We start from the raw sequence: 20,374 nt of genomic DNA on the forward strand, positions 1-20,374 counted from the left end.
TAATCCCATTAACGCACACATACTACATGCTTGCCGAAGGGAGGATACAAACTATGTTTTCTGATGTACTTAGCCAATTATTTGATTCTATTTCTAACATTATTAACACACTTGGGTAATTCCTATGACACGCACATACTACATGCTTTCTGAAAGGAGGATACGCTCATGTTCTCTGATGTACTTAGCCAATTATTCGATTCTATTTCTAACATTATTAATACGCTTGGTTAATTTTCAAAACCCGCTATCTCTCGAGAATAGCGGGTTTTTTATATAAAGAAGCCCCGCTCATAAAATAGAGCGGGGCTTTCCTTCATTCCACTACATCTTCTCTGGCGCAGATACGCCGATAAGTTTTAATGCATTCGCAAGCGTGATTTGTGTTGCTTTCATGAGCGATAAACGTGCTGTTGTTTTTGTTTCATTTTCAACATCAATGACCTTTTCGGCATTGTAGAAGCTGTGAAGGGCTGATGCTAGATCATAGATATAGTTTGTGACGCGGTGCGGAATACGTTTTTCTGCTGCTTCTGCTACAACCTCTGGGAAGCTACCGATGATTTTCAGAAGATCGTATTCTTTATCGGACTGAATGTGAGAGAAATCTGCTTTTTCAAGGTTTGGCTCGTAGCCTTTTTCTTCCCCTTGACGGAGCATGCTGCAAATTCTCGCATGTGCATATTGTGCATAGTACACAGGGTTTTCGTTAGACGTAGAAATCGCTAAGTCTAGGTCAAAGTCCATATGTGTCGCCGCACTTCTCATCGCAAAGAAATAACGAGTAGCGTCTAAGCCTACTTCTTCAATCAAGTCACGCATTGTGACGGCTTTACCTGTACGTTTACTCATCTTCATCTTTTCACCGTTTTTGTAAAGGTGAACGAGCTGAATGATTTCGACTTCCAGTTTGTCCGCTGGATATCCGAGTGCTTGGATTGCCGCTTTCATTCGAGGAATGTAGCCGTGATGATCCGCTCCCCAAATGTTAATGAGCTGGTCAAAACCTCTATCCAATTTGTCCTTGTGATATGCGATATCTGGAAGCAAGTACGTAAAGCTGCCGTCTTTTTTAATCAGGACACGGTCCTTGTCATCACCAAAATCAGTTGAACGTAACCATGTTGCGCCGTCTTCTTCAAAGACATAGCCTTTAGCGCGAAGTGTTTCTAGCGCTGGTTCGATTTTTCCGTTTTCATATAAAGACGTTTCAGAATACCACACATCAAATGGGACACGGAAATTCTCTAGGTCGACACGTAGTTTTTCTAGTTCATATTTTAAACCGTACTCACGGAAAAATTTCATACGCTCTTCTTCTGATTCATGCACGAAACGGTCACCAAATTCATCCGCAAGTTTCTGCCCGATGCCTTTGATGTCTTCTCCTCTGTAACCGTCCTCTGGCATTTCTTTTTCAAGACCGAGCGCCTCAAAGTAGCGTACTTCTACAGATAGAGCAAGGTTATTGATCTGATTGCCTGCATCGTTGATATAGTATTCACGGCTCACGTCGAAGCCTGCTTTATCAAGGATGTTGCAAAGAGAATCTCCTACAGCTGCGCCGCGGGCATGTCCAAGGTGTAGATCCCCTGTTGGGTTTGCCGATACGAACTCAACCTGAACTTTTTGACCGCCGCCTGTATTCGTTTCGCCATAAGCCTCTTTTGCCTCAAGAACAGCTGGAATCAGTTTTGTTAAATATTGATTGTTCATATAAAAGTTGATGAATCCTGGACCTGCAATATCCAGTTTTTCAATTGACGCTTTGCCTTTATCAAATGCATTCACAATGTCCTCGGCGATTTGACGTGGTGCTTTTTTCGCAATGCGGGCAAGCTGCATCGCCATATTGGTGGAATAATCACCGTGAGTTTTGTCTTTTGGCACTTCCAAAAGAACATCCGGCACCTGGCTTTCATCTGCAAGTCCTGCTTTGACGACTGCCGCAATGATTTCTTCTTTTAACGCATCTTTGACCTGTTCTGCGATATTCATGAACGTAAATCCTCCTTATATGAAATCGATAATGTATGTAAATGCTTTTGATCTTCACCTGTTAGCATATCGTACGTAATGTGTAGAAGCCCATTGTCTACATCAAGATCAATACCATGTGTGTGCACATCGAGTTGAAGTGTGCCAAATGGCATCGTGTAATGTGTCACGGTCGTTTCTCCAGTGAGAAAGCGCTGCTTCATTTGAATCGCACCTGATCTCATGACAAAAATTTCTTTTTCACTTATTTTGACAACAGTTTTTACTTGACCCATTTCATGTTCTTCATGGTAAGTGAGATACGTTTTGTCATTCTTCTCTTGATACGTTCCAGTTGTTCGGAATTCGATCGTTTCAGCCGGTTCCGTCTCTGGTTTCATCACTGACTTTACATGAATTGAAATTTGGTTTTGTGTCATTTTGCACTTCCTTTGCTAAGACCCGTTTAACTAAAATAGTATACCATAATCCCGATTGCCTATCATCCCATCATTTCTCATCTTCGTGTGGATGAAACCCCCTTTTTGATCTTCACATGTCTCTTTAGAAAAAAAGAAAAATGAAGCTCACGCCTATCACGAGTCCAGTCTTGAGCCCTGCGCTTTTTCGATTGATGAGATAAAACAGTGCTTGGATGCCTGAACTTGCCAAAAATGCCTGAAAGAAATCAAATGGGAGAAGATGCCCTTGCTTATAAACAAACTTCATCAACAGCGCTATGCCAGTAAGATAGAAAAAGCCTCGATCCTGAAACAGATGAACCATCTCATCTTTTGCCTCTTTTTTCGAGGTGAACGTGGGCGGACTCGCTGCAAGCTCTCTTTTCAGCGTAAGAAAGCCTGCCGCTAATACACATAAAGCGAGTAATACCATCAATACAGAAGAAAACACGACCTGCCTCCTTTATCATGTCACCAATGTAAAAAAGAGCTTGCCCATATGAGATGACAAGCTCCTCTATCAATGTTATTTCACAAAACCAAGCAGCATTTCACGTAAAAGTTTGCTTGCTGTATTCGCCGTTTGATCGGAATGATCATATACAGGCGCTACCTCTACAAGGTCTGCACCAACGACATGCACATCAGAACCAGCAATGGCATGAATAGATGCCAGCAGTTCTTTTGACGTAATACCGCCAGCATCTACCGTTCCTGTACCAGGTGCATGAGCTGGGTCGAGTACATCGATGTCAATTGTCACATAAACTGGACGGCCTTTCAGCTTTGGCAATACTTGCTTCAATGGCTCCAGCACTTCAAATTTAGAAATGTGCATGCCTGCTTCTTTTGCCCATTCAAATTCTTCTTTCATCCCTGAACGGATGCCGAAAGAGTATACATTTTCAGGTCCAATAAGTCCTGCAACTTTACGAATCGGTGTCGAATGTGAAAGCGGCTCACCCTCATATTCCTCACGAAGATCGGTATGTGCGTCCATATGGATGATTGCCAAATCAGGGTATTTCTTATACATCGCACGGAAAACCGGCCAAGACACAAGATGCTCGCCGCCCATTCCTAATGGAAACTTCCCTTTTTCTAAAATGCTGTCGACATACTCTTCAATTAAATCTAAGCTTTTCTGTGCATTGCCAAATGGAAGCGGGATGTCGCCAGCATCAAAGAATGGCACCTCGTGCAGTTCACGATCTAAATAAGGACTGTATTCCTCTAATCCAATGGATACTTCACGAATACGGTTCGGGCCAAAACGTGAGCCGGGACGGTAACTGACGGTCCAATCCATCGGCATCCCGTATAAAATGACTTTCGCATCTTCCCATGTCGGATGACTTCCAATAAACACTTTTCCTGAGTAAGCCTCGTCGAATCTCATACAAGATTCCTCCTTTTACGCTTCAAAAAATGCGCAAACGGTCATTTGCGCATTTCCACTTCGCTTGATTTATTTGATTAAGTCGCTCACAAATTTCGGCAGAACGAATGCCGCTTTGTGCAATTCTTTTGTGTAATATTTCGTATCGATATCAAAGAAGCGGCTGTCTTCTACAGCAAGTGGATCATACTTCTTAGAACCGATAGTAAATGTCCAAAGACCGCTTGGATATGTTGGGATATTCGCTGTGTATAGCTTGGTAATCGGGAAAATTTCTTTTACATCACGCTGTACGTTTGTAATTAACTCAGGTGTGAACCAAGGGTTGTCCGTTTGTGCAACGAAAATACCGTCTTCTTTGAGTGCTTTTGAGATTCCTGCATAGAAACCTTTAGAGAACAGGTTTACAGCTGGTCCAACTGGCTCAGTTGAGTCAACCATGATCACGTCATATTCGTTTTCGGCTTCCGCAATGTGCATAAAGCCGTCTCCGACTTTCACCTCTACACGAGGATCGTCTAGTTTCCCAGCAATTGAAGGAAGGAACTTTTTCGAGTATTCAATGACCTTGCCATCAATATCAACAAGTGTCGCTTTTTTCACACTTGGATGCTTCAGGATTTCACGAATGACACCACCGTCTCCTCCGCCTACGACAAGAACATTTTCCGGGTTTGGATGAGTGAAAAGAGGAACATGTGCCACCATTTCGTGGTATACAAACTCATCTTTCTCTGATGTCATCACCATACCGTCTAAAAACAGCATATTACCAAACTCTTCTGTTTCCACCATTTCTAAATGCTGAAAATCTGTTTGTTCTGTGTGAAGGGTTTTGTTCACCTTCAATGTAATGCCAAAATTCTTCGTTTGCTTCTCTGTATACCAAAGTTCGCTCATCGTTCATCTTCCTCTCATCCAATAATAAACAAACATCTATTGTTAGCGCCTTTTATCGGCTATGACTATATCGATTGTCCAAGAAAAAAGTATAGTGGATTCATATCAAATTGTAAAGAACCGCATGAGATAACTTCATTTTTAAAGCACACCCTTGCAGTCGCCTGTTTAAAACGGTTTTCTTTGTCCCATACTGATAAAAAACCGTCAAAATGGGGGCTTTGCATGGACACAATCATGAGTAATAAAAAAATCCGCATGACCGTGAAAACGATTCGGGCCTGTTTTTTTATCGGCTTGCTCGCTTTTCTATTTGCTGGCACAGTCTTTTTGACGATTCTTTTACTAGCTAAGTGGCAAGGCGCTCCCTCTGTTCAAGTTCCCCAATCCACGACCATTTATGCAGCCGATGGGTCTAAACTTGGCGAATCGAGCTTTGGAGAAAAGAGATACTGGGTTCCGTTAAAGGACATGTCCCCTCATATACAGCAGGCAGTGGTCGCGGTTGAGGATAAAACCTTTTATCAGCATCACGGCTTTGACGTGAAACGAATGGCGGGTGCTGCGGTGGCAGATATTCGTGCAATGGCAAAGGTACAAGGCGCCAGCACGATCACCCAGCAATACGCACGAAATTTATATTTAGATCATGATAAAACATGGAAGCGGAAGTGGAATGAAGCCTTTTACACCATCCGCTTAGAACAAAACTATACAAAAGATGAGATATTGGAAGGATACTTGAACACCATTTATTATGGCCACGGCGCATACGGTGTGGAAGCGGCATCCCGCCTTTACTTTGGGAAAAAAGCGAAGAACTTAACTTTAGCTGAATCTGCCTTGCTTGCCGGTATTCCAAAGGGTCCTTCTCTCTACTCCCCTTATGTGAATGAGGAGAAAGCCAGCGCAAGAAAGAATATGATTCTGAGGCAAATGCAAGAGGATGGCATGATTACGAAAAAAGCGGCTGCTGATGCCAGCAAGGAAAAGCTGTCCTATCGCCCGCTCAAACAAAAGCAGCTGCAAGCAAAGCAGGCCCCGTATTTTTATGATGATGTGATTCGCGAACTGAAACAAACGCTGGGCTTAACCGAGGAACAAATTGAAACGTATGGTCTTCATATCGAAACGACCTTACAACCTGAATTACAAAAAATCGCTGAAAAGACTTTAACCAACATCATGGATTCTGAATCAGGTATCCAAATTGGCTTTACCGCCATTCATCCCCAGACAGGTCATGTGCTTGCCCTCATCGGGGGAAGAGATTACGAGAAAAGCCCATTCAATCGGGTCACACAAGCGAAAAGACAGCCGGGTTCAACAATGAAACCGCTTCTCTATTACATGGCCTTACAAAATGGGTTTACACCAGCAACCGTGATGCGCAGTGAAGAAACTGTTTTTGAACTCGATGAGCAAGGAAGCGGCGCCGCTTATTCACCAAGCAACTATCACGGCTATTATGCCAATGACGGTATTACGATGCTTCAGGCTTTGGCTCTATCTGATAACATTTATGCGGTCAAAACCCATCTATTTTTAGGAATGGAACAGCTTGTACGTGCAGGCAAGACGTTTGGGATTCACGAAAAACTAGATCAAGTGCCTTCACTTGCGCTAGGTACTTCACCTGTCAAACCAATTGAAATGACCAATGCTTACGCGATGCTGGTCAATGGAGGAAAACGTGTCAAGCCAACCTTTATTACGAAAGTAACGGACGCAAAGGGCAACGTACTCTTTGAGGAGAAACAAAAACGAGAGCAAGTACTAGATGAAAAAGCAGCATTTGTCACCACTGACATGATGTCAGGGATGTTCAATCATCAATTAAATGGCTATACAAGTGTCACAGGTCGTACCATTTCAAAAGATCTTACCAGAACGTATGGAGGGAAATCGGGGACGACAGGTGCTGACAGCTGGATGATCGGCTTCTCTCCCCAGCTCGTCACAGGTGTGTGGACCGGCTATGATAAAGGACGCACCATTGACTCGGTCAAAGAAACCGCCTATGCGAAAAAAATATGGGCTTCCTTTATGGAATCAGCCCTCTCAAACCAGCCAGCCTCCTCCTTCATGCCGCCAGACGGTGTAAAAGGCGTATATATCAATCCAAAAACCGGTGATCTCGCAGGCCCAGGATGCGAATCAAAGGTATTTACCTATTTTATAGAAGGAACGGAGCCGACCGGTGTCTGCTATGGTGCCGAGAACAAAGCTTCTGAGCAAGACAAAGCTCAAGATCAACAGCCTAAGAAATGGTGGGAAAAGTGGCTGAAACGTTAAAAATGGACATGAAAAACCCCGAGATCTGCATCTCGGGATTCTCCATGTCCTAGCTTTAACACCAGTTTACTGAAAAAACGCTTGGAATTGGTATCCATTCATCATTCTTCACAAAAATTTCACAATTACTCAGGAACAGCCAATCCTTCTTTTAATTCATCTGTGGATGCTTCCCATAACGCTTCATTGTGACTCTTCAAGAAATCAGCGAGCACCTTTTTCGATACATCATCCATATGACTGACAACGATTTTACGCTTCATGGATTTATCCATTAAATTTACATGCTCAGGAAGTGACTTATATCCTCTGCGGATCGAGCGGTCAACTGTCATTTCACAAGCTGTGACTCCTGCATAATATGGCCCCTCTTCTCTGCGGTCAATCGTCACCCATACGAGCCAATACGGTTTTCCGTTAGGTACCTCTTCTTTGGTTTTTAAAAATTTAATTCCTTTTTCGACGGCACTTCTTGCATGCATCGCACCAATATCAATGACGGCTTCCTTTTCCTCCACATCAATGATCACCGGCGAGATATTATCAAGGCTGAGGGCACCTGCCCCAAAACCTCCATGCCCATCCGTTGCATCTGTTTTTTTAATGATATTAAAACCAATTGGTTTCTTCTTTTTACCTTCCATTCATTAGACCTCCTAAAGCAGCGGCTTCAAAATAAGATTAAACCAGTATATGATTTGATCCCGCATTCCGATCAATGGAACAAAAACAAACTGACCTAGCGGTGTGATGACGAAGATGAGGAAAATGATGATCCCATACTGTTCAAATTGCGTCATCTTTGCACGGATGCCGGGACTGACAACATCCTCAATAATACGATATCCGTCCAGCGGCGGAATCGGTAATAAGTTAAATAGGAACAAAATCACGTTCAAGTTAATAAAGATTTGGAAGAAATAATCGATCCCCGGCTCAAAGCGCATGAGCGACTCCCCGCCAAATTTCTGAAGAAGCGCATACACACAAAAGCCCAAAAATGCCAAAACCAAATTACTTAAAGGTCCTGCGATCGACACACATATCCCTGCGAGACGTGGGTTTTTAAAATGGTACCGATTCACAGGTACAGGCCTCGCCCAGCCAAACCCAGCTACAAAGATCAAGATCGTCCCGAAAATATCAAGGTGCTTCAATGGATTGAGCGTCAGTCTGCCTTGATTTTTAGCTGTCGGATCTCCAAAACGATACGCAACATATGCATGCGCCAGCTCGTGCATCGTAAAAGCCACAACAAGCGTAATGGCGACATATGGAATCAGTTCTAATGGATAAACAAGAAATTGGTCCAAAGGCATGAATCCCTCTTTCTTTCTATACAATGATTTACTTCATTCAGTATACTATAAGAAGTCCCTTAAACTAAAGGGAAGCGTAGCACTACAGGAAAAAGGAGGTTGCCATCATGCCGATTATCACCGTTCAAATGCTTGAAGGAAGAACAGACGAACAGAAAAAAGCACTTGTAGAGAAAGTCACAGACGCCGTTATTGAAACAACAGGCGCAGAAGCAGAAAAAGTCTCTATCATTATTGAAGAAATGAAAAAAGAACATTTTGCCGTAGCAGGAAAGCGCATCAGCGATCTGTAAGCAATATAAAAGACGTCTCTTTTTCTAAAGGGACGTCTTTTATATTGCTTGCTAAATGAATTCAAACAAAATTAGAGTTGTATCCAGTTATTAGCCCTCTCTATATAAACTCAATCTGTTTTGTTTAGAATAGATCATGATTAAATTCGTTCGTATTCACGTAAAGATTGTGAGGCTAAAAATTATTTTCTTGTGCCAATTATTTTCAAAACACTTGTTGTAGCCAAAGTCGAACAAAAAATAATAATTAACTTGCCTACAACAATTTGATGACTACCTGTAGATACGACAACTATTATGAGAGCGATTGATATCATTAATAATATGATAAATAATTTCTTCATTTTTATTACCCCTGCATTAACTCTAGCTGTCATTTCTTCACTCCTTCCTTTTATTAGTATTTTGAAACATAATAAAATCTAATCATAGCTCACTTGGAATTTCAAGAAAAAATTAACTATTTTATATACAGTTAGTATTCACACGTTTTTGTATAAATTTTACATCGATAGAAGACATCTTTATTTTTTAATTTCTATTAACTACAAAACAAAGGGCCAGAATAAACGCTTTTCTAGCCCTTTGCAAATAATTTAAAATACAATTATTTTCTTCAATCGGTTCCTGCGAGTCACTCTTTTTATTTCTTACCTTATCTGTACCACGCTTTATTACGGTTCACCTGATTTTTATGAGCCGCATCGAAGAAATCGACTGTGTAGGAATAATCATAATTCATTAGGCAGACAATGCCGCTGCCTTGAGGATCATGCGGCAAACCAAAGTTATGGCCGTATTCATGCGTAGCCGCTTTTGCTGTATTCGCTGTTCCTTGATCAAGGTTGACACTGAATGCACTTCCGCTCGGTGCACTATTGTAAACATAAGCGATTCCGCCAGCATCAAAGTTTGGATTTGCTGTAAATCCTGTGACAAAATCGTATCCTCTGCCATCAAAGCTGCGCTGAAGGTTAGACAAAATTTGTGATGCATTTGATCCTGAAGACGTCCAAGACCCTACGGCTTGTACGACAAAGTCCACATCATGATCACGGTTAAATGTCACATCCGCTTGCTCAATGATGCTGACAATGCGCGTCTGCCAATCACTATATTTCGCACGATACTGCGCATCAGCTACTGCATAGACGGTCACTTTCTGACTGCCTGTACTAGCTTTTGTTGAAATCGAATCTCCTGTATTTGCTTTAAAGGTTCTAGACCCTACCTGTTTACCAGACTCATCTAAAATCTTTGTTGTCACATCTCTTTCAATAGGAGGTGCCTTCGTCAAATCTTTAAAATCGTTTGCCTTTGGCAACCCTTCACTAATATGTGTTTCAAACGGCGCATGACCATGATCATGCCCATGACCTGCACTTGCAACTGGTGCTGAAGCTGAACTTACCCCCGGTAACAAACTACCTACCAATAAAAATGACAAAAAGACTGAACGCTTTTTCATTCCTATCCCTCCTTTGTTTTTCACAAGGTTATATATTCACTGAAAATTCACCATTTTCCTTCTATTCAGTCAAAAACAGGGAATTGGATATACAGGAAGAAAGTCGAAACATGTCATTTTCACTAATTTTTCGGATATTTTGGCACACATTTTATCAAAAAGCAGAACTTTTGATCTGGGACATTCGCTTAGTAAACATCCATCTTTTTCTAAAGTGCTGTTATAGACCCAGCCACACCATATAAAGAAGCAAAAATTGATATTAGAAAAGATAAATTCAGACTTTACTGATACGAATTATACTTCTTTGCGATTCTCCCTTATGATGAAGAACATAAAACAATGCTATTTCAAAACAGAAGGGACGATCCACATGTCTGAAAACAAGCACATACAATTTGGATTGATGTTACATGGTCCAGGAGGTCATATGAATGCATGGAAGGATGAATCCGTTCCAGCAGATGCAAGTGTGAACATTGATTATTATCAAGCAATGACAAAAAAGGCTGAAGCAGCGGGTTTCCGTTTTGTCTTTGTCGCAGATGGCTTATATATTCATGAACATTCAATTCCTCATTTCTTGAACCGATTTGAACCATTAACCATCTTATCCGCTCTTGCTGCGGTCACCAAACAGATTGGACTTGTGGGCACTGTATCCACTTCCTACAGTGAGCCCTTTACCATTGCCCGGCAATTTGCATCCCTAGATAAATTAAGTAAAGGGCGGGCCGGATGGAATGTTGTGACTTCTCCACTTGAAGGCTCTGCTGAAAACCACATCATTCGTCCGCATCCTAGCCATTCACTTCGGTATGAAATTGCAGAAGAATACCTAAAAGTAGTGAACGGCCTTTGGAGCTCATGGGAAGAAGATGCTTTTTTAAGGGATCGATCAACAGGGGTTTTCTTCGATCGGGATAAACTGCACACATTAAACCATCATGGCAAACACTTTTCTGTCAAAGGTCCTTTGAATATCGAACGATCTGAACAAGGGCAACCGGTGATTTTCCAGGCAGGTGCGTCAGAGGCAGGAAAGGATCTAGCCGCAAAAGAAGCGGACGCAGTATTTACGAATGCAGACTCACTTGAGAAAGCGAAAGCATATTACCGCGACGTGAAAAATAGAGCCGCAGCGCTGGGCAGAAATCCATCTGACATCAAAATTTTCCCCGGTATCCACCCGATTACAGGGAGAACAGTCGAAGAAGCAGAAGAAAAATATGAAGCCATTCAACATCTGGTCTCTATTGAAGAAGCCCTTCATTACCTGGGCAGGTTCTTTGATCACTTGGACTTCAGTCAATTTCCACTTGATGAGCCATTTCCTGATATCGGTGATGCCGGTTCAAACAGCTTTCAATCCACAACTGAATCGATTAAAAAAATGGCGAAAGAACAAAGCTTGACCTTAAGAGAAGTCGCTCTACGAGTAACCACTCCCAAAAGTGCTTTTTTCGGAACTTATGAACAAGTGGCAGACCAGCTGATCCAATGGATCGAAGAAGATGCCGCAGATGGATTTATTTTTGGCGCGCCTATTCTAGCAAGCGGTTTATCTGAATGGACGGAGCATGTCATCCCGATATTAGTAGAAAGAGGATATTACGACCCGAATTATCCAGCTCATACCCTTCGTGAAAATTTGGGTCTGCCTATCAAGAAGAATCAGTTTCTTAAACAAACAGTGAAATAAACATGAAAGAGGGGTTAGCTCAAAGGCTACCCCTCTTTTCATGTTGGTTGATGCAGTCGATTTTCGATGAGATCAATGAATTGAAGTACGGCTCTTCCTGGCGAATCATTTGTTTTCCTCAATAGACCAACTGGCGGGGAAACATGAATGCCCTTTATTTCTAATACCTTGGTGCCTGGAAGAGTAAAGGAATGAGCAGTTCGTGTAAAAAGAGAGACACCTAATCCAGCCTGAACATAATGTTTATGGGACATGCTGCTCGTAATCTCTAACTTATTGTAATTGGTCCCAATGACATCGACGATTTGTTGTTCGATTTGAATACGGATGGGGCAATTGTGTGGCGTGAATAAAATGGTCTCATCCTTTAAATCGGTCACCTCCACTACCCCTTTTTCCGCTAATCGATGGGAAGACGGGACGAGCAGCACGATATCATCTTGAAAAAGAGGCTTATAGCTATTCTCCATCGAAGCTTCTGGTGCTCCGCAAATCGCAAAATCAATCTCATCATGTGAAAGTAAGGAACTCAACGTATTCGCATCCGCTACTTGCACAGAAAATTCTACATTCGGAAACCTTTCCTTGAATTCTGCAATAAGGGCAGGAAATTCTAAGCTGGCAGTGGGCTCAGAAACACCGATGCGAATGAACCCCGCAATGCCCACTTCTAAATCTTGGAGTGTTTTCGTCAATTTCTCATATTCATTGAGTAAAGAATTGGCTCTTTCATAAAAAAGCTGTCCTGATGCTGTTAACTTTAAGGTCTTCCCTCTTTCTAGAAGCTTCTCTCCAATTTCCTCTTCTAAATGTTTGATGTGCAAAGTGATGGTTGGCTGAGAATAATTCAGCGCTTCTGCTGCTTTTAAAAAATTTCCGTATTTCACGATCGTGGCAAAGGTGCGTATCGCTCGAATCTCCATGAAAACCCCTCTTCTCCCTGTATTTTAAATATCTGAATCGTGTATTTATGATTACTAATTATACTTTTCTATTGGTTTGCCTTATTATAATTTATATTATCAACTATTCCAAGTTGTTTAGAAGGAATTATCAGAAATGGAGGAGACGAATTGGCAAAAGTAACGATTATAGCAGGCGGGCATTCTGTCCAATCTCGGTTAACCGGTGTCCTGCAGCAGATCCATCATCGTTTGGCGTTCCATGGGATTGATGTTCATGTCATTCAAGTCCACCAGCTTCCTAGCGACGCCTTAATAGGAGCAGATTTTTCAAACGAGGACATTGTGAAAGCCATTGAGCTTGTGAATGAGAGCGACGGTGTCATTGTGTTAACACCTGTCTACAAAGCGTCTTTTTCCGGTATTTTAAAAACTTTTTTAGATCTACTTCCCCAGAAAGCATTACAAGATAAACCCGTCCTTCCTTGTGTTTTAGGAGGAACTTACGGACATTTGCTCGTCATTGAATATGCACTTAAACCGATCATTCATCAACTCGGTGCAACTGTCGTTCAATCTGGCGTGTATGTTGTGGATCAACAGGTCACAAAGCAGGATTCAAATAGCTATGTGCTTGATCCAGATGCCACAGACAGATTAAACCTCGCACTATCTCAATATCAAAGTCTAATAGGAGGAACAGCCAATGTCGCTCACCCTTAGTATTCTTGATCAAAGCCTCGTCAGTGAAAACGAGAAAGCAGAGACGGGTATTCAGCATACTGTCAGATTGGCTGAAGCAGCAGATCAGCTTGGTTATCACAGGTTTTGGGTGTCTGAACATCACAATAATTCTCAAGTGGCAGGATCATCCCCTGAAGCCCTCGCTGGTTATCTTTTAGCAAAAACAAACCATTTGCGAATTGGGTCTGGCGGTGTCATGCTTCAGCATTACAGCCCGTTTAAGGTGGCTGAAACATTTCATGTACTGGCATCTCTAGCGCCTGGCAGAGTCGATTTAGGCGTTGGGAAAGCACCGGGAGGGTTGAACCTCTCGACACAAGCGCTTCAGGAAGATTATCAAGCGTCACGGAAAGACTTTTCTCAAAAATTAGTGGATCTCAAAACGTATCTAACTGAACAAGCAAATGAATTAAATGCTCAGCCAATTCCTAGCGTATCACCCGACATGTTCCTTCTAGGCGGCAGTATTGAGAGCGCGGAATTTGCAGCAAAACTTGGGATATCCTTTGTGTTTGCCTATTTTATTAACGGCGATGACGCATTATTAAAAGAAGCAAGAGAGACTTTTCAAAAATTCCAGACAGGGAACACGCACCAGCAATTTCTTCTCGCCATCACCGTATCTGTAGCGGAAGACCACAAACAAGCCCTCTCGTACATCAAGCAAAAGGAAACAGTAAAGGTCTCCTTTTCCGATGGAAGAAAGCTGAATGTGACGTCACTAGAAGATGCAGAAAAGCTGGTGAAAGGAACAAAAAAAGAACACTACAACATTCACGTTCAAAAAACCGGTTATACCGCTGGCACAAAAGAAACCGTTCATCGCCGGCTGACTGAACTAGCCGAGACATATGATATCAACGAGTTCATTGTGCTATCTCCGATTGTAGACATTGAGGCAAGAATAGCGTCTATCACATTATTAAAAGAAGCATTTGATCATGAACTAACAGCCAAAAACCAAATAAACCAAGAGGTGAGCGTCTAATGTCAAATAATCAAAAAGTCATTTTATGGAGCAAAAATGGATGCAGCTATTGTCAGGACATTCAGTCCTATTTCAACGAACAGCACATTACTTATTCAACCATTGATGTAACAGAGCATGATCATTACAGAAATATTTTAGAAGAAAAATATGGCGTCCGTTATGTGCCAGTAGTAGAAATCAGCCGTGATACCCACGTGTATCAAGCATTGCTGAATCCAGATATCGATACTTTACGAAAAGCGTTGAGCTGACATTACACACTACCCTTTTGATTGGAGGTTTGTCATGAGTCGAGATATTTTTCGCATCGCTACCGAAGAAGATGCACCGGCTTTTCTAGAATTGCTGTCCAGTGCATTTAAACCGCTTGGAGAAATGGGCATTGATTGGCCATCCACGAACGCCACACTTGAAATGGTCACAGAAAACATCAAACAATCCGTTGCTGTTGTGTTAGAACGAGACGGGCGGCTCATATCAACCATCACCATACGTTTTCCGTGGGAGAGTACTCAACCGGTCTCAGGCTATCCATTTGTTTGGTGGTTTGCCACAGCTCCTGATTTAGCCGGTCAAGGGATCGGAAATAAGCTGCTCGATTATGTAGAAAACACCTTGCTCCGGCAGACATTTAAAGCACCAGCATACACACTGGGCACTTCTGGCCGAAAGCACCCCTGGCTTCTAGAGATGTACGAACGAAAAGGCTATACAGCATATATTGAACGTGAAGCCGATAATGGCGACTTAGGTGTATTAATGTATAAAGTCCTCATCCCTGAACGGTTTGATGCCGCCATATTAGGCGCACCGCCCTCAGAAGAAAAAGTCCAAACGACTTCAACATAGGAGGTGATTCAACATGGGGGAGTTTTTCAAATGGGAGTATGTCGTCACACTCTTCCCTAAAGTATTGTCAGCCCTTCCAACAACCTTACTGATCGTTTTATTTGCCACTTTGATTGGCAGTTTTCTTGGATTCATTCTTGCTTATTTCCGAATTGAGCGTATTCCCATCCTGCATCAGCTCAGTGCAATTTATGTCTCATTTATTCGTGGAACACCTATCCTTGTGCAAATGTTTATTGTGTTTTATGGCCTGCCTGGTGTGCTTGCAACAATTGGGCTTGATATCTCCATGTGGAACAAATTGATCTTTCTGTATATTACATATGGACTCAATACAGCTGGGTATTTTTCAGAAATATTCCGATCTGCCCTATCGAGTGTCCCAGCATCTCAATATGAAGCGGCCGCCTCGATTGGACTGACGAAATGGCAGATTTATAGAAGAACGCTTATTCCTCAAGCAGGGAGAATCGCCCTTCCTAATATCGGCGTGGCCATTGTCAACTTATTACAAAATACCTCCCTCGCCTTTACATTAGGTGTGATGGACATGATCGGAAAGGTTCAAACATTAGGGGCTTTATACTATCGCGTATTAGAAGGATACTTTATTGCTGCCGTTATATTTATCATTTTAAGTATGGTGTTAGAAAAATCATTTGACCTATTGGAAAAACGGATCAATACACCGAAAACAAAAAAACAGCGACAGACGGCATTGCTTCCCTTAAAAAGAGCCGAAGCGGCCTTCACTGTAGAAAAACGTGCAAAATAAACTGGGGAGGAATTTACATGAAAAATAACAGAATATTCAGAAATCATTACATCATCGGTCTGCTTCTACTTGGTTCATTGCTGCTTGCCGCCTGCGGAAATCAATCGGATGAAGTCAAAGCAGAAGCAAACAATAATGACCCAGATGCAAAAGAAATCGTCATTGGGACAGGGAACGCCTATCAGCCTTTCGTTTACTTAGATGAAAACGGCAAATTAACAGGCTACGAGAAGGCTGTATTAGATGAAGTGGATCAGCTGCTTCCACAATATAAGTTTAAATATGAATCCTTTGAGTTTAAAAATATTCTGCCTGCTTTAGATGCCGGTAAAGTTGATCTCGCTGCCCACCAATATGAAATCAATGACGAGCGTCAGAAGAAATATCTATTTGGAAAAGTTGGCTACACAGATTATACAAGCTATGTGGTGGTGAATAAAGCATCCGGTCATGACTTTCAAAGCCTGGACGATTTAGCTGGACACAAAGTGCACACCTCTACAGGAAGTAATTTCGCTTATCTTCTAGAGCAATATAACGCAAAGCATGATCGGAAAATTGACATTGTCTACGGAGATGGCGGGAACGAAATTTTAGTCAAAAACCTGCAGAATGGCACGGTCGATGCTGCCTTACTCACAAAGTATGACGTCAATAAGCTAAACAAACAGTTCAATGCCAATCTTGTGACATCCGGAAAGCCTGTAAACGTATCTAAAACGTATTATCTATATCAAAAAAACAATACAAAACTTCAAAAAGACATTGATCAAGCCCTGCAAAAACTGATCGATAACGGGAAGCTCGCTGAATTGTCTAAAAAAATATTGGGCGGAGACTTTACTACATCATAAGAAAGGAGCGATCTGAGTGGATTTTGACGTTGCTTTTATGTTTCAGGCCTTTCTAGCCGCACTTCATTATTTGCCAACGACGCTGCTATTAGGTTTTCTCCCGCTATTATTCGGCTCCATCTTTGGCTTTGGCATTGCCCTTATTCGTTTTTATCAAGTGCCTATATTGTCTCCTTTGTTCAAATGGTTTGTGGCGATTTTTAAAGCCATTCCTGTTGTATTAATCTTGCTCGTATCTTATCTTATTTTTTCCGATTCGCTCGATCAATTGGCTGCATCTCTTTCGCTGCCAATCCGTTTTAGCGATTTAGATAGACGATGGATTGCCATTTTCGCCCTTTCTTTATATGCCGTCAGCGGGTTATCAGAGATATTTCGAAGCTCTCTTGCGTCCATCCCAAAGGGCCAATTTGATGCCGCTCTATCCGTTGGTTTCACAGGTAGACAGGTGTTGCGAAGAGTGATCATTCCACAAGTCTTTCCCATCTCTCTTCCTTTACTGAACAACATGCTCATCAGTTTAATCAAAGCCTCTTCTCTCGTCTCTATGGTATCTGTGGTCGATATTTTAAACGGCGCTTTAATCAAAGCCAATGTGAACTATCGTTATCTTGAAGCATACATTGCTGTTGCCCTTATTTACTGGGCGCTGTGTGCCTCTATTGAAGCCATTACAGCCGGATATGAGAAATATGGGCACAAAAACAAAAGGAGACGATTGGCATGATTCACATCAAACAAGTGCATAAAGCATTCGGTCAAAACCAGATTCTAAAGGGAATTGATTTAACGGTAGAAAAAGGCGAAGTCGTTGTCATTTTAGGTCCGAGCGGCTCTGGAAAATCAACATTTCTCAGATGCTTAAATTTTCTGGAGCGTGCGGATCAAGGCGAGATCAGCATTGATCACACCAGTGTCACATTCAATCAAGCAAAACCGAAAGACATTCTGGCAATTCGCCGAAAAACAGCCATGGTCTTTCAGCAATACGACCTGTTTATTCATAAGACAGCACTTGAGAATGTCATGGAAGGCTTAGTCATTGCCCGTAAACAACCGAAAGACCAAGCCTATGACACAGCCCTCCATTTGCTCACAAAAGTAGGGTTACTAGAGAAAAAAGATGCCTATCCGCATCAATTATCTGGCGGACAGCAGCAGCGAGTAGGCATTGCAAGAGCACTTGCATTGAATCCGGAAGTCATTTTGTTTGATGAGCCGACCTCCGCTTTAGATCCCGAGCTTGTAGGTGAAACACTTGACGTCATTAAACAAGTGGCACAAACCGGGGTCACCATGATCATCGTCACCCACGAGATGAGCTTTGCCTATGATATTGCCGACAGGGTCATTTTCATGGAGGATGGGGTCATTGTTGAATCAGGCACCCCAGTAGAAGTCTTTGAACAGACGAAGGAAGAACGGACAAAACAATTTTTAGCGAGATTTTCTTATCATCATTCCTAAAAAACAAGTCGATCCATGAGGTCGACTTGTTTCTGTTTCTATATGCGTGCAAAATAAAAACCAGTCTGTTCTAGCCATTGGCTATTACATACTGGTTCTTATCGTTAGTTCAATTCCTTCAACTGATCAATATACGCAAGGGCTGCCTCAAATTCTTCGTCCGTATAGCGCTGCTTGCTTTTAATGGTGAAGACCTTTTCCTTTACCTCATCTTTTGGCAGATCATCAAAGTATAAAATCGTTGAGACAAGCTCTAGAAAACGAGACGATTGCTCATTCATCTGCTGCGTCAGCACTTTGAGGTCAGGCATGTCCACTTCACACTGATCGAGAAACTCTTTTCCATTGTCCGTCAGCGAATAGCGATATTGAAAGTATCCGCCCTTTTTTTCCTTCATTTCGTCCAAGAATCCAAGGTTGCACAGCTCTTCAATTCTGAGCGTCAACTCCTCTGAATAGGGGCCATAAAAATGAAAATCGTATTTCTCGTAAAAAGGCAAATCTAGCTTTTTTGCTATGTAAATCATTTTTTGCAGCTTCTTCCGTCCAACGATTTCCCCAGATTCAGAGAACACCTTCATCAACTTTGCATGCTCTTTCAACAAATTCCCGACATCTCCTTTTTCAGTACTTCCTTATCCCAATCCAAGCAGCTTCATGATCGCCTTCTTTTCTTCAGCTTTTTCCGACATATCTACAATTAAGTCCATCGGGAAATAAAGTTTATGATCGGTTCTTCGTTTACCGGAAATGGCGTCAACAATATCTGACTGTCTCGACAGTTCTTTAATATGACCACTTTGCGTCAAGAGATGGATCGGCAGCCGTTCTTCTTCTTCGCCCGGTCTATAGAAGTCATAAGGCAAATCAGAGGAAGAGTCGACCACTAAATAATAGTCAGGATCAATTCCTGCTTCTTTGAACAAAGCCGTCAGCTTGAAATATTTCGTCATTTCTTCGTTTGGATTAAACTCTGTATATTGGAATAAACGGCGGTTCATAAAACGGCGGCACAAATCAGCCAACACGTGATCTTCTTCATCTTCCCACGCCTGAAAATAAAATAAGACAATGGATTCATCCAGCTTAATATAGTCCTCTGTGGTGACATTCCCTTCAAAAATCGAATAAAAATGCACAGGGGCATGTGTGAAAATATATCCCGTTTCATGCAGCTCTTTTGCACGATGGAGAATTTTCGTTAAAATGACTTCCGCACTGCGTGTCACTGGGTGGAAATAGACTTGCCAATACATTTGATAGCGGCTCATAATATAATCCTCTACGGCATGCATCCCGCTCTGTTTCATCACAATCTGATCTTCTCTTGGACGCATTACGCGTAAAATACGTTCCATATCAAAGTGACCATAGCTGACGCCTGTATAGTAAGCATCACGCTGCAAGTAATCCATTCGGTCGGCATCAATTTGACTTGAAATCAAACTGACCACCTGTTTGTTTTGATACGTTTTGGCAATGACTTCTGCTACATGCTTTGGAAAATCGTCACTGACCCGGCGCAGCACTTCATTTACTTCCGTCTGCCCTAAAATGATATCTCTTGTAAACGATTCATGATCTAAATGAAAGACCTTTTCAAAGGAATGAGAAAACGGACCATGTCCAAGGTCATGAAGCAGGGCAGCACTCAGTACAAGCTCACGCTCCCCTTCATCCCATTCGGGTCTTCCTTTAAACACATCATCCACAATTCGTCTGACAATCTCGTATACACCGAGTGAATGATTAAATCGGCTGTGTTCTGCCCCATGAAACGTTAAATAAGTGGTGCCTAGCTGTTTAATTCGTCTAAGGCGCTGGAACTCTCTCGTTCCGATTAAATCCCATATCAATGCATCCCGTACGTGAACATAGCGGTGCACAGGATCTTTAAATACCTTTTCTTCGGATAATTTCCCTTTTGGATACGCCATCGTTTCGTCCCTCTTTTTTTAAGACGTGTTTCTATTATATC

General features: G+C 42.1%; 23 protein-coding genes. 11 read left to right on the plus strand and 12 right to left on the minus strand.

What is annotated here, in order from left to right; all coding sequences use genetic code 11:
• Window positions 1-324 precede the first annotated feature (324 nt).
• From argS to speE, 5 genes are all read right to left on the minus strand, one after another.
• Window positions 325-1,998, minus strand: coding sequence for an arginine--tRNA ligase (gene argS, locus NSQ64_RS18910; protein WP_008343507.1), 1,674 nt, complete (start codon window positions 1,996-1,998; stop codon window positions 325-327).
• Window positions 1,995-2,417, minus strand: a complete 423-nt coding sequence (locus NSQ64_RS18915) for a DUF1934 domain-containing protein (protein ID WP_008343509.1) — start codon at window positions 2,415-2,417, stop codon at window positions 1,995-1,997. Before NSQ64_RS18915 ends, argS begins: the two co-directional genes overlap by 4 nt.
• A gap of 124 nt (window positions 2,418-2,541) precedes the next feature.
• The gene (locus NSQ64_RS18920; RefSeq protein ID WP_326112233.1) at window positions 2,542-2,889 is read right to left on the minus strand and encodes a hypothetical protein; all 348 of its coding nucleotides are present in this window, start codon (window positions 2,887-2,889) and stop codon (window positions 2,542-2,544) included.
• A gap of 75 nt (window positions 2,890-2,964) precedes the next feature.
• A complete protein-coding gene (speB, locus tag NSQ64_RS18925; protein WP_017360073.1) occupies window positions 2,965-3,837 on the minus strand; it encodes an agmatinase in 873 nt (290 codons plus the stop codon).
• A 69-nt stretch (window positions 3,838-3,906) separates the two neighbouring features.
• Window positions 3,907-4,737, minus strand: coding sequence for a spermidine synthase (gene speE / locus NSQ64_RS18930; protein WP_058337041.1), 831 nt, complete (start codon window positions 4,735-4,737; stop codon window positions 3,907-3,909).
• A 225-nt stretch (window positions 4,738-4,962) separates the two neighbouring features.
• Between speE and NSQ64_RS18935 the strand changes: the two genes are divergently transcribed.
• Window positions 4,963-7,032 (plus strand): transglycosylase domain-containing protein, encoded by a 2,070-nt coding sequence (locus tag NSQ64_RS18935; protein ID WP_058337042.1) that lies wholly within the window; start codon window positions 4,963-4,965, stop codon window positions 7,030-7,032.
• A gap of 125 nt (window positions 7,033-7,157) precedes the next feature.
• On the opposite strand, the gene NSQ64_RS18940 is transcribed toward NSQ64_RS18935, so the two are convergent.
• Window positions 7,158-7,676 (minus strand): YwhD family protein, encoded by a 519-nt coding sequence (locus tag NSQ64_RS18940; RefSeq protein ID WP_012011599.1) that lies wholly within the window; start codon window positions 7,674-7,676, stop codon window positions 7,158-7,160.
• Window positions 7,677-7,688: 12 nt separating this feature from the next.
• On the minus strand, window positions 7,689-8,351 hold the full coding sequence (locus NSQ64_RS18945) for a site-2 protease family protein (protein ID WP_047945771.1): 663 nt from the start codon (window positions 8,349-8,351) through the stop codon (window positions 7,689-7,691).
• Between the two features lie 107 nt (window positions 8,352-8,458).
• Between NSQ64_RS18945 and NSQ64_RS18950 the strand changes: the two genes are divergently transcribed.
• Complete coding sequence (locus tag NSQ64_RS18950) at window positions 8,459-8,644, plus strand: 2-hydroxymuconate tautomerase (protein WP_008355048.1); 186 nt, start codon at window positions 8,459-8,461, stop codon at window positions 8,642-8,644.
• Between the two features lie 182 nt (window positions 8,645-8,826).
• Here the strand turns inward: NSQ64_RS18950 and NSQ64_RS18955 are convergent, their stop codons facing one another.
• Window positions 8,827-9,021, minus strand: coding sequence for a hypothetical protein (locus NSQ64_RS18955; RefSeq protein ID WP_217967733.1), 195 nt, complete (start codon window positions 9,019-9,021; stop codon window positions 8,827-8,829).
• 278 nt (window positions 9,022-9,299) lie between these two features.
• A complete protein-coding gene (locus tag NSQ64_RS18960) occupies window positions 9,300-10,112 on the minus strand; it encodes a zinc-dependent metalloprotease (RefSeq protein WP_039165240.1) in 813 nt (270 codons plus the stop codon).
• A 373-nt stretch (window positions 10,113-10,485) separates the two neighbouring features.
• Here NSQ64_RS18960 and NSQ64_RS18965 point away from each other — a divergent pair, with 373 nt between their 5' ends.
• On the plus strand, window positions 10,486-11,814 hold the full coding sequence (locus NSQ64_RS18965) for an LLM class flavin-dependent oxidoreductase (RefSeq protein ID WP_024719440.1): 1,329 nt from the start codon (window positions 10,486-10,488) through the stop codon (window positions 11,812-11,814).
• A 38-nt stretch (window positions 11,815-11,852) separates the two neighbouring features.
• Here NSQ64_RS18965 and NSQ64_RS18970 read toward each other — a convergent pair whose 3' ends face one another.
• The gene (locus NSQ64_RS18970; protein WP_008343536.1) at window positions 11,853-12,737 is read right to left on the minus strand and encodes a LysR family transcriptional regulator; all 885 of its coding nucleotides are present in this window, start codon (window positions 12,735-12,737) and stop codon (window positions 11,853-11,855) included.
• Between the two features lie 150 nt (window positions 12,738-12,887).
• On the opposite strand from NSQ64_RS18970, the gene ssuE reads away from it, so the two are divergent.
• Genes ssuE through NSQ64_RS19010 form a run of 8 tightly spaced genes read left to right on the plus strand, consistent with a single transcriptional unit; the run spans window position 12,888 to window position 18,396 of the window.
• On the plus strand, window positions 12,888-13,439 hold the full coding sequence (ssuE, locus tag NSQ64_RS18975) for an NADPH-dependent FMN reductase (protein WP_341017807.1): 552 nt from the start codon (window positions 12,888-12,890) through the stop codon (window positions 13,437-13,439).
• Window positions 13,423-14,448, plus strand: coding sequence for an LLM class flavin-dependent oxidoreductase (locus tag NSQ64_RS18980; protein WP_341017808.1), 1,026 nt, complete (start codon window positions 13,423-13,425; stop codon window positions 14,446-14,448). Before ssuE ends, NSQ64_RS18980 begins: the two co-directional genes overlap by 17 nt.
• Window positions 14,448-14,702: a glutaredoxin family protein gene (locus NSQ64_RS18985; protein WP_249476688.1), complete on the plus strand. Its 255-nt coding sequence runs from the start codon at window positions 14,448-14,450 to the stop codon at window positions 14,700-14,702. The genes NSQ64_RS18980 and NSQ64_RS18985 overlap by 1 nt, the downstream gene beginning before the upstream one ends.
• Window positions 14,703-14,736: 34 nt before the next feature.
• On the plus strand, window positions 14,737-15,300 hold the full coding sequence (locus NSQ64_RS18990; protein ID WP_008343543.1) for a GNAT family N-acetyltransferase: 564 nt from the start codon (window positions 14,737-14,739) through the stop codon (window positions 15,298-15,300).
• Window positions 15,301-15,313: 13 nt separating this feature from the next.
• Window positions 15,314-16,075 carry an amino acid ABC transporter permease gene (locus NSQ64_RS18995; protein WP_008343545.1) on the plus strand — a complete coding sequence of 254 codons (762 nt, stop codon included), beginning with the start codon at window positions 15,314-15,316 and terminating at the stop codon, window positions 16,073-16,075.
• A gap of 17 nt (window positions 16,076-16,092) precedes the next feature.
• The gene (locus NSQ64_RS19000) at window positions 16,093-16,929 is read left to right on the plus strand and encodes a transporter substrate-binding domain-containing protein (RefSeq protein ID WP_341017811.1); all 837 of its coding nucleotides are present in this window, start codon (window positions 16,093-16,095) and stop codon (window positions 16,927-16,929) included.
• 16 nt (window positions 16,930-16,945) lie between these two features.
• Window positions 16,946-17,656 (plus strand): ABC transporter permease subunit, encoded by a 711-nt coding sequence (locus tag NSQ64_RS19005; protein ID WP_135009577.1) that lies wholly within the window; start codon window positions 16,946-16,948, stop codon window positions 17,654-17,656.
• Window positions 17,653-18,396, plus strand: a complete 744-nt coding sequence (locus NSQ64_RS19010; protein ID WP_341017814.1) for an amino acid ABC transporter ATP-binding protein — start codon at window positions 17,653-17,655, stop codon at window positions 18,394-18,396. Before NSQ64_RS19005 ends, NSQ64_RS19010 begins: the two co-directional genes overlap by 4 nt.
• A 104-nt stretch (window positions 18,397-18,500) precedes the next feature.
• Here the strand turns inward: NSQ64_RS19010 and NSQ64_RS19015 are convergent, their stop codons facing one another.
• Both NSQ64_RS19015 and NSQ64_RS19020 read right to left on the minus strand, forming a co-directional pair.
• On the minus strand, window positions 18,501-19,001 hold the full coding sequence (locus tag NSQ64_RS19015; RefSeq protein WP_024719448.1) for a YwgA family protein: 501 nt from the start codon (window positions 18,999-19,001) through the stop codon (window positions 18,501-18,503).
• Between the two features lie 30 nt (window positions 19,002-19,031).
• Window positions 19,032-20,333: an HD domain-containing protein gene (locus NSQ64_RS19020; RefSeq protein WP_007497716.1), complete on the minus strand. Its 1,302-nt coding sequence runs from the start codon at window positions 20,331-20,333 to the stop codon at window positions 19,032-19,034.
• Window positions 20,334-20,374 lie beyond the last annotated feature (41 nt).

The sequence above is a fragment of the Bacillus sp. FSL W8-0183 genome, assembly GCF_038006825.1.
Lineage (GTDB): Bacteria > Bacillota > Bacilli > Bacillales > Bacillaceae > Bacillus > Bacillus altitudinis.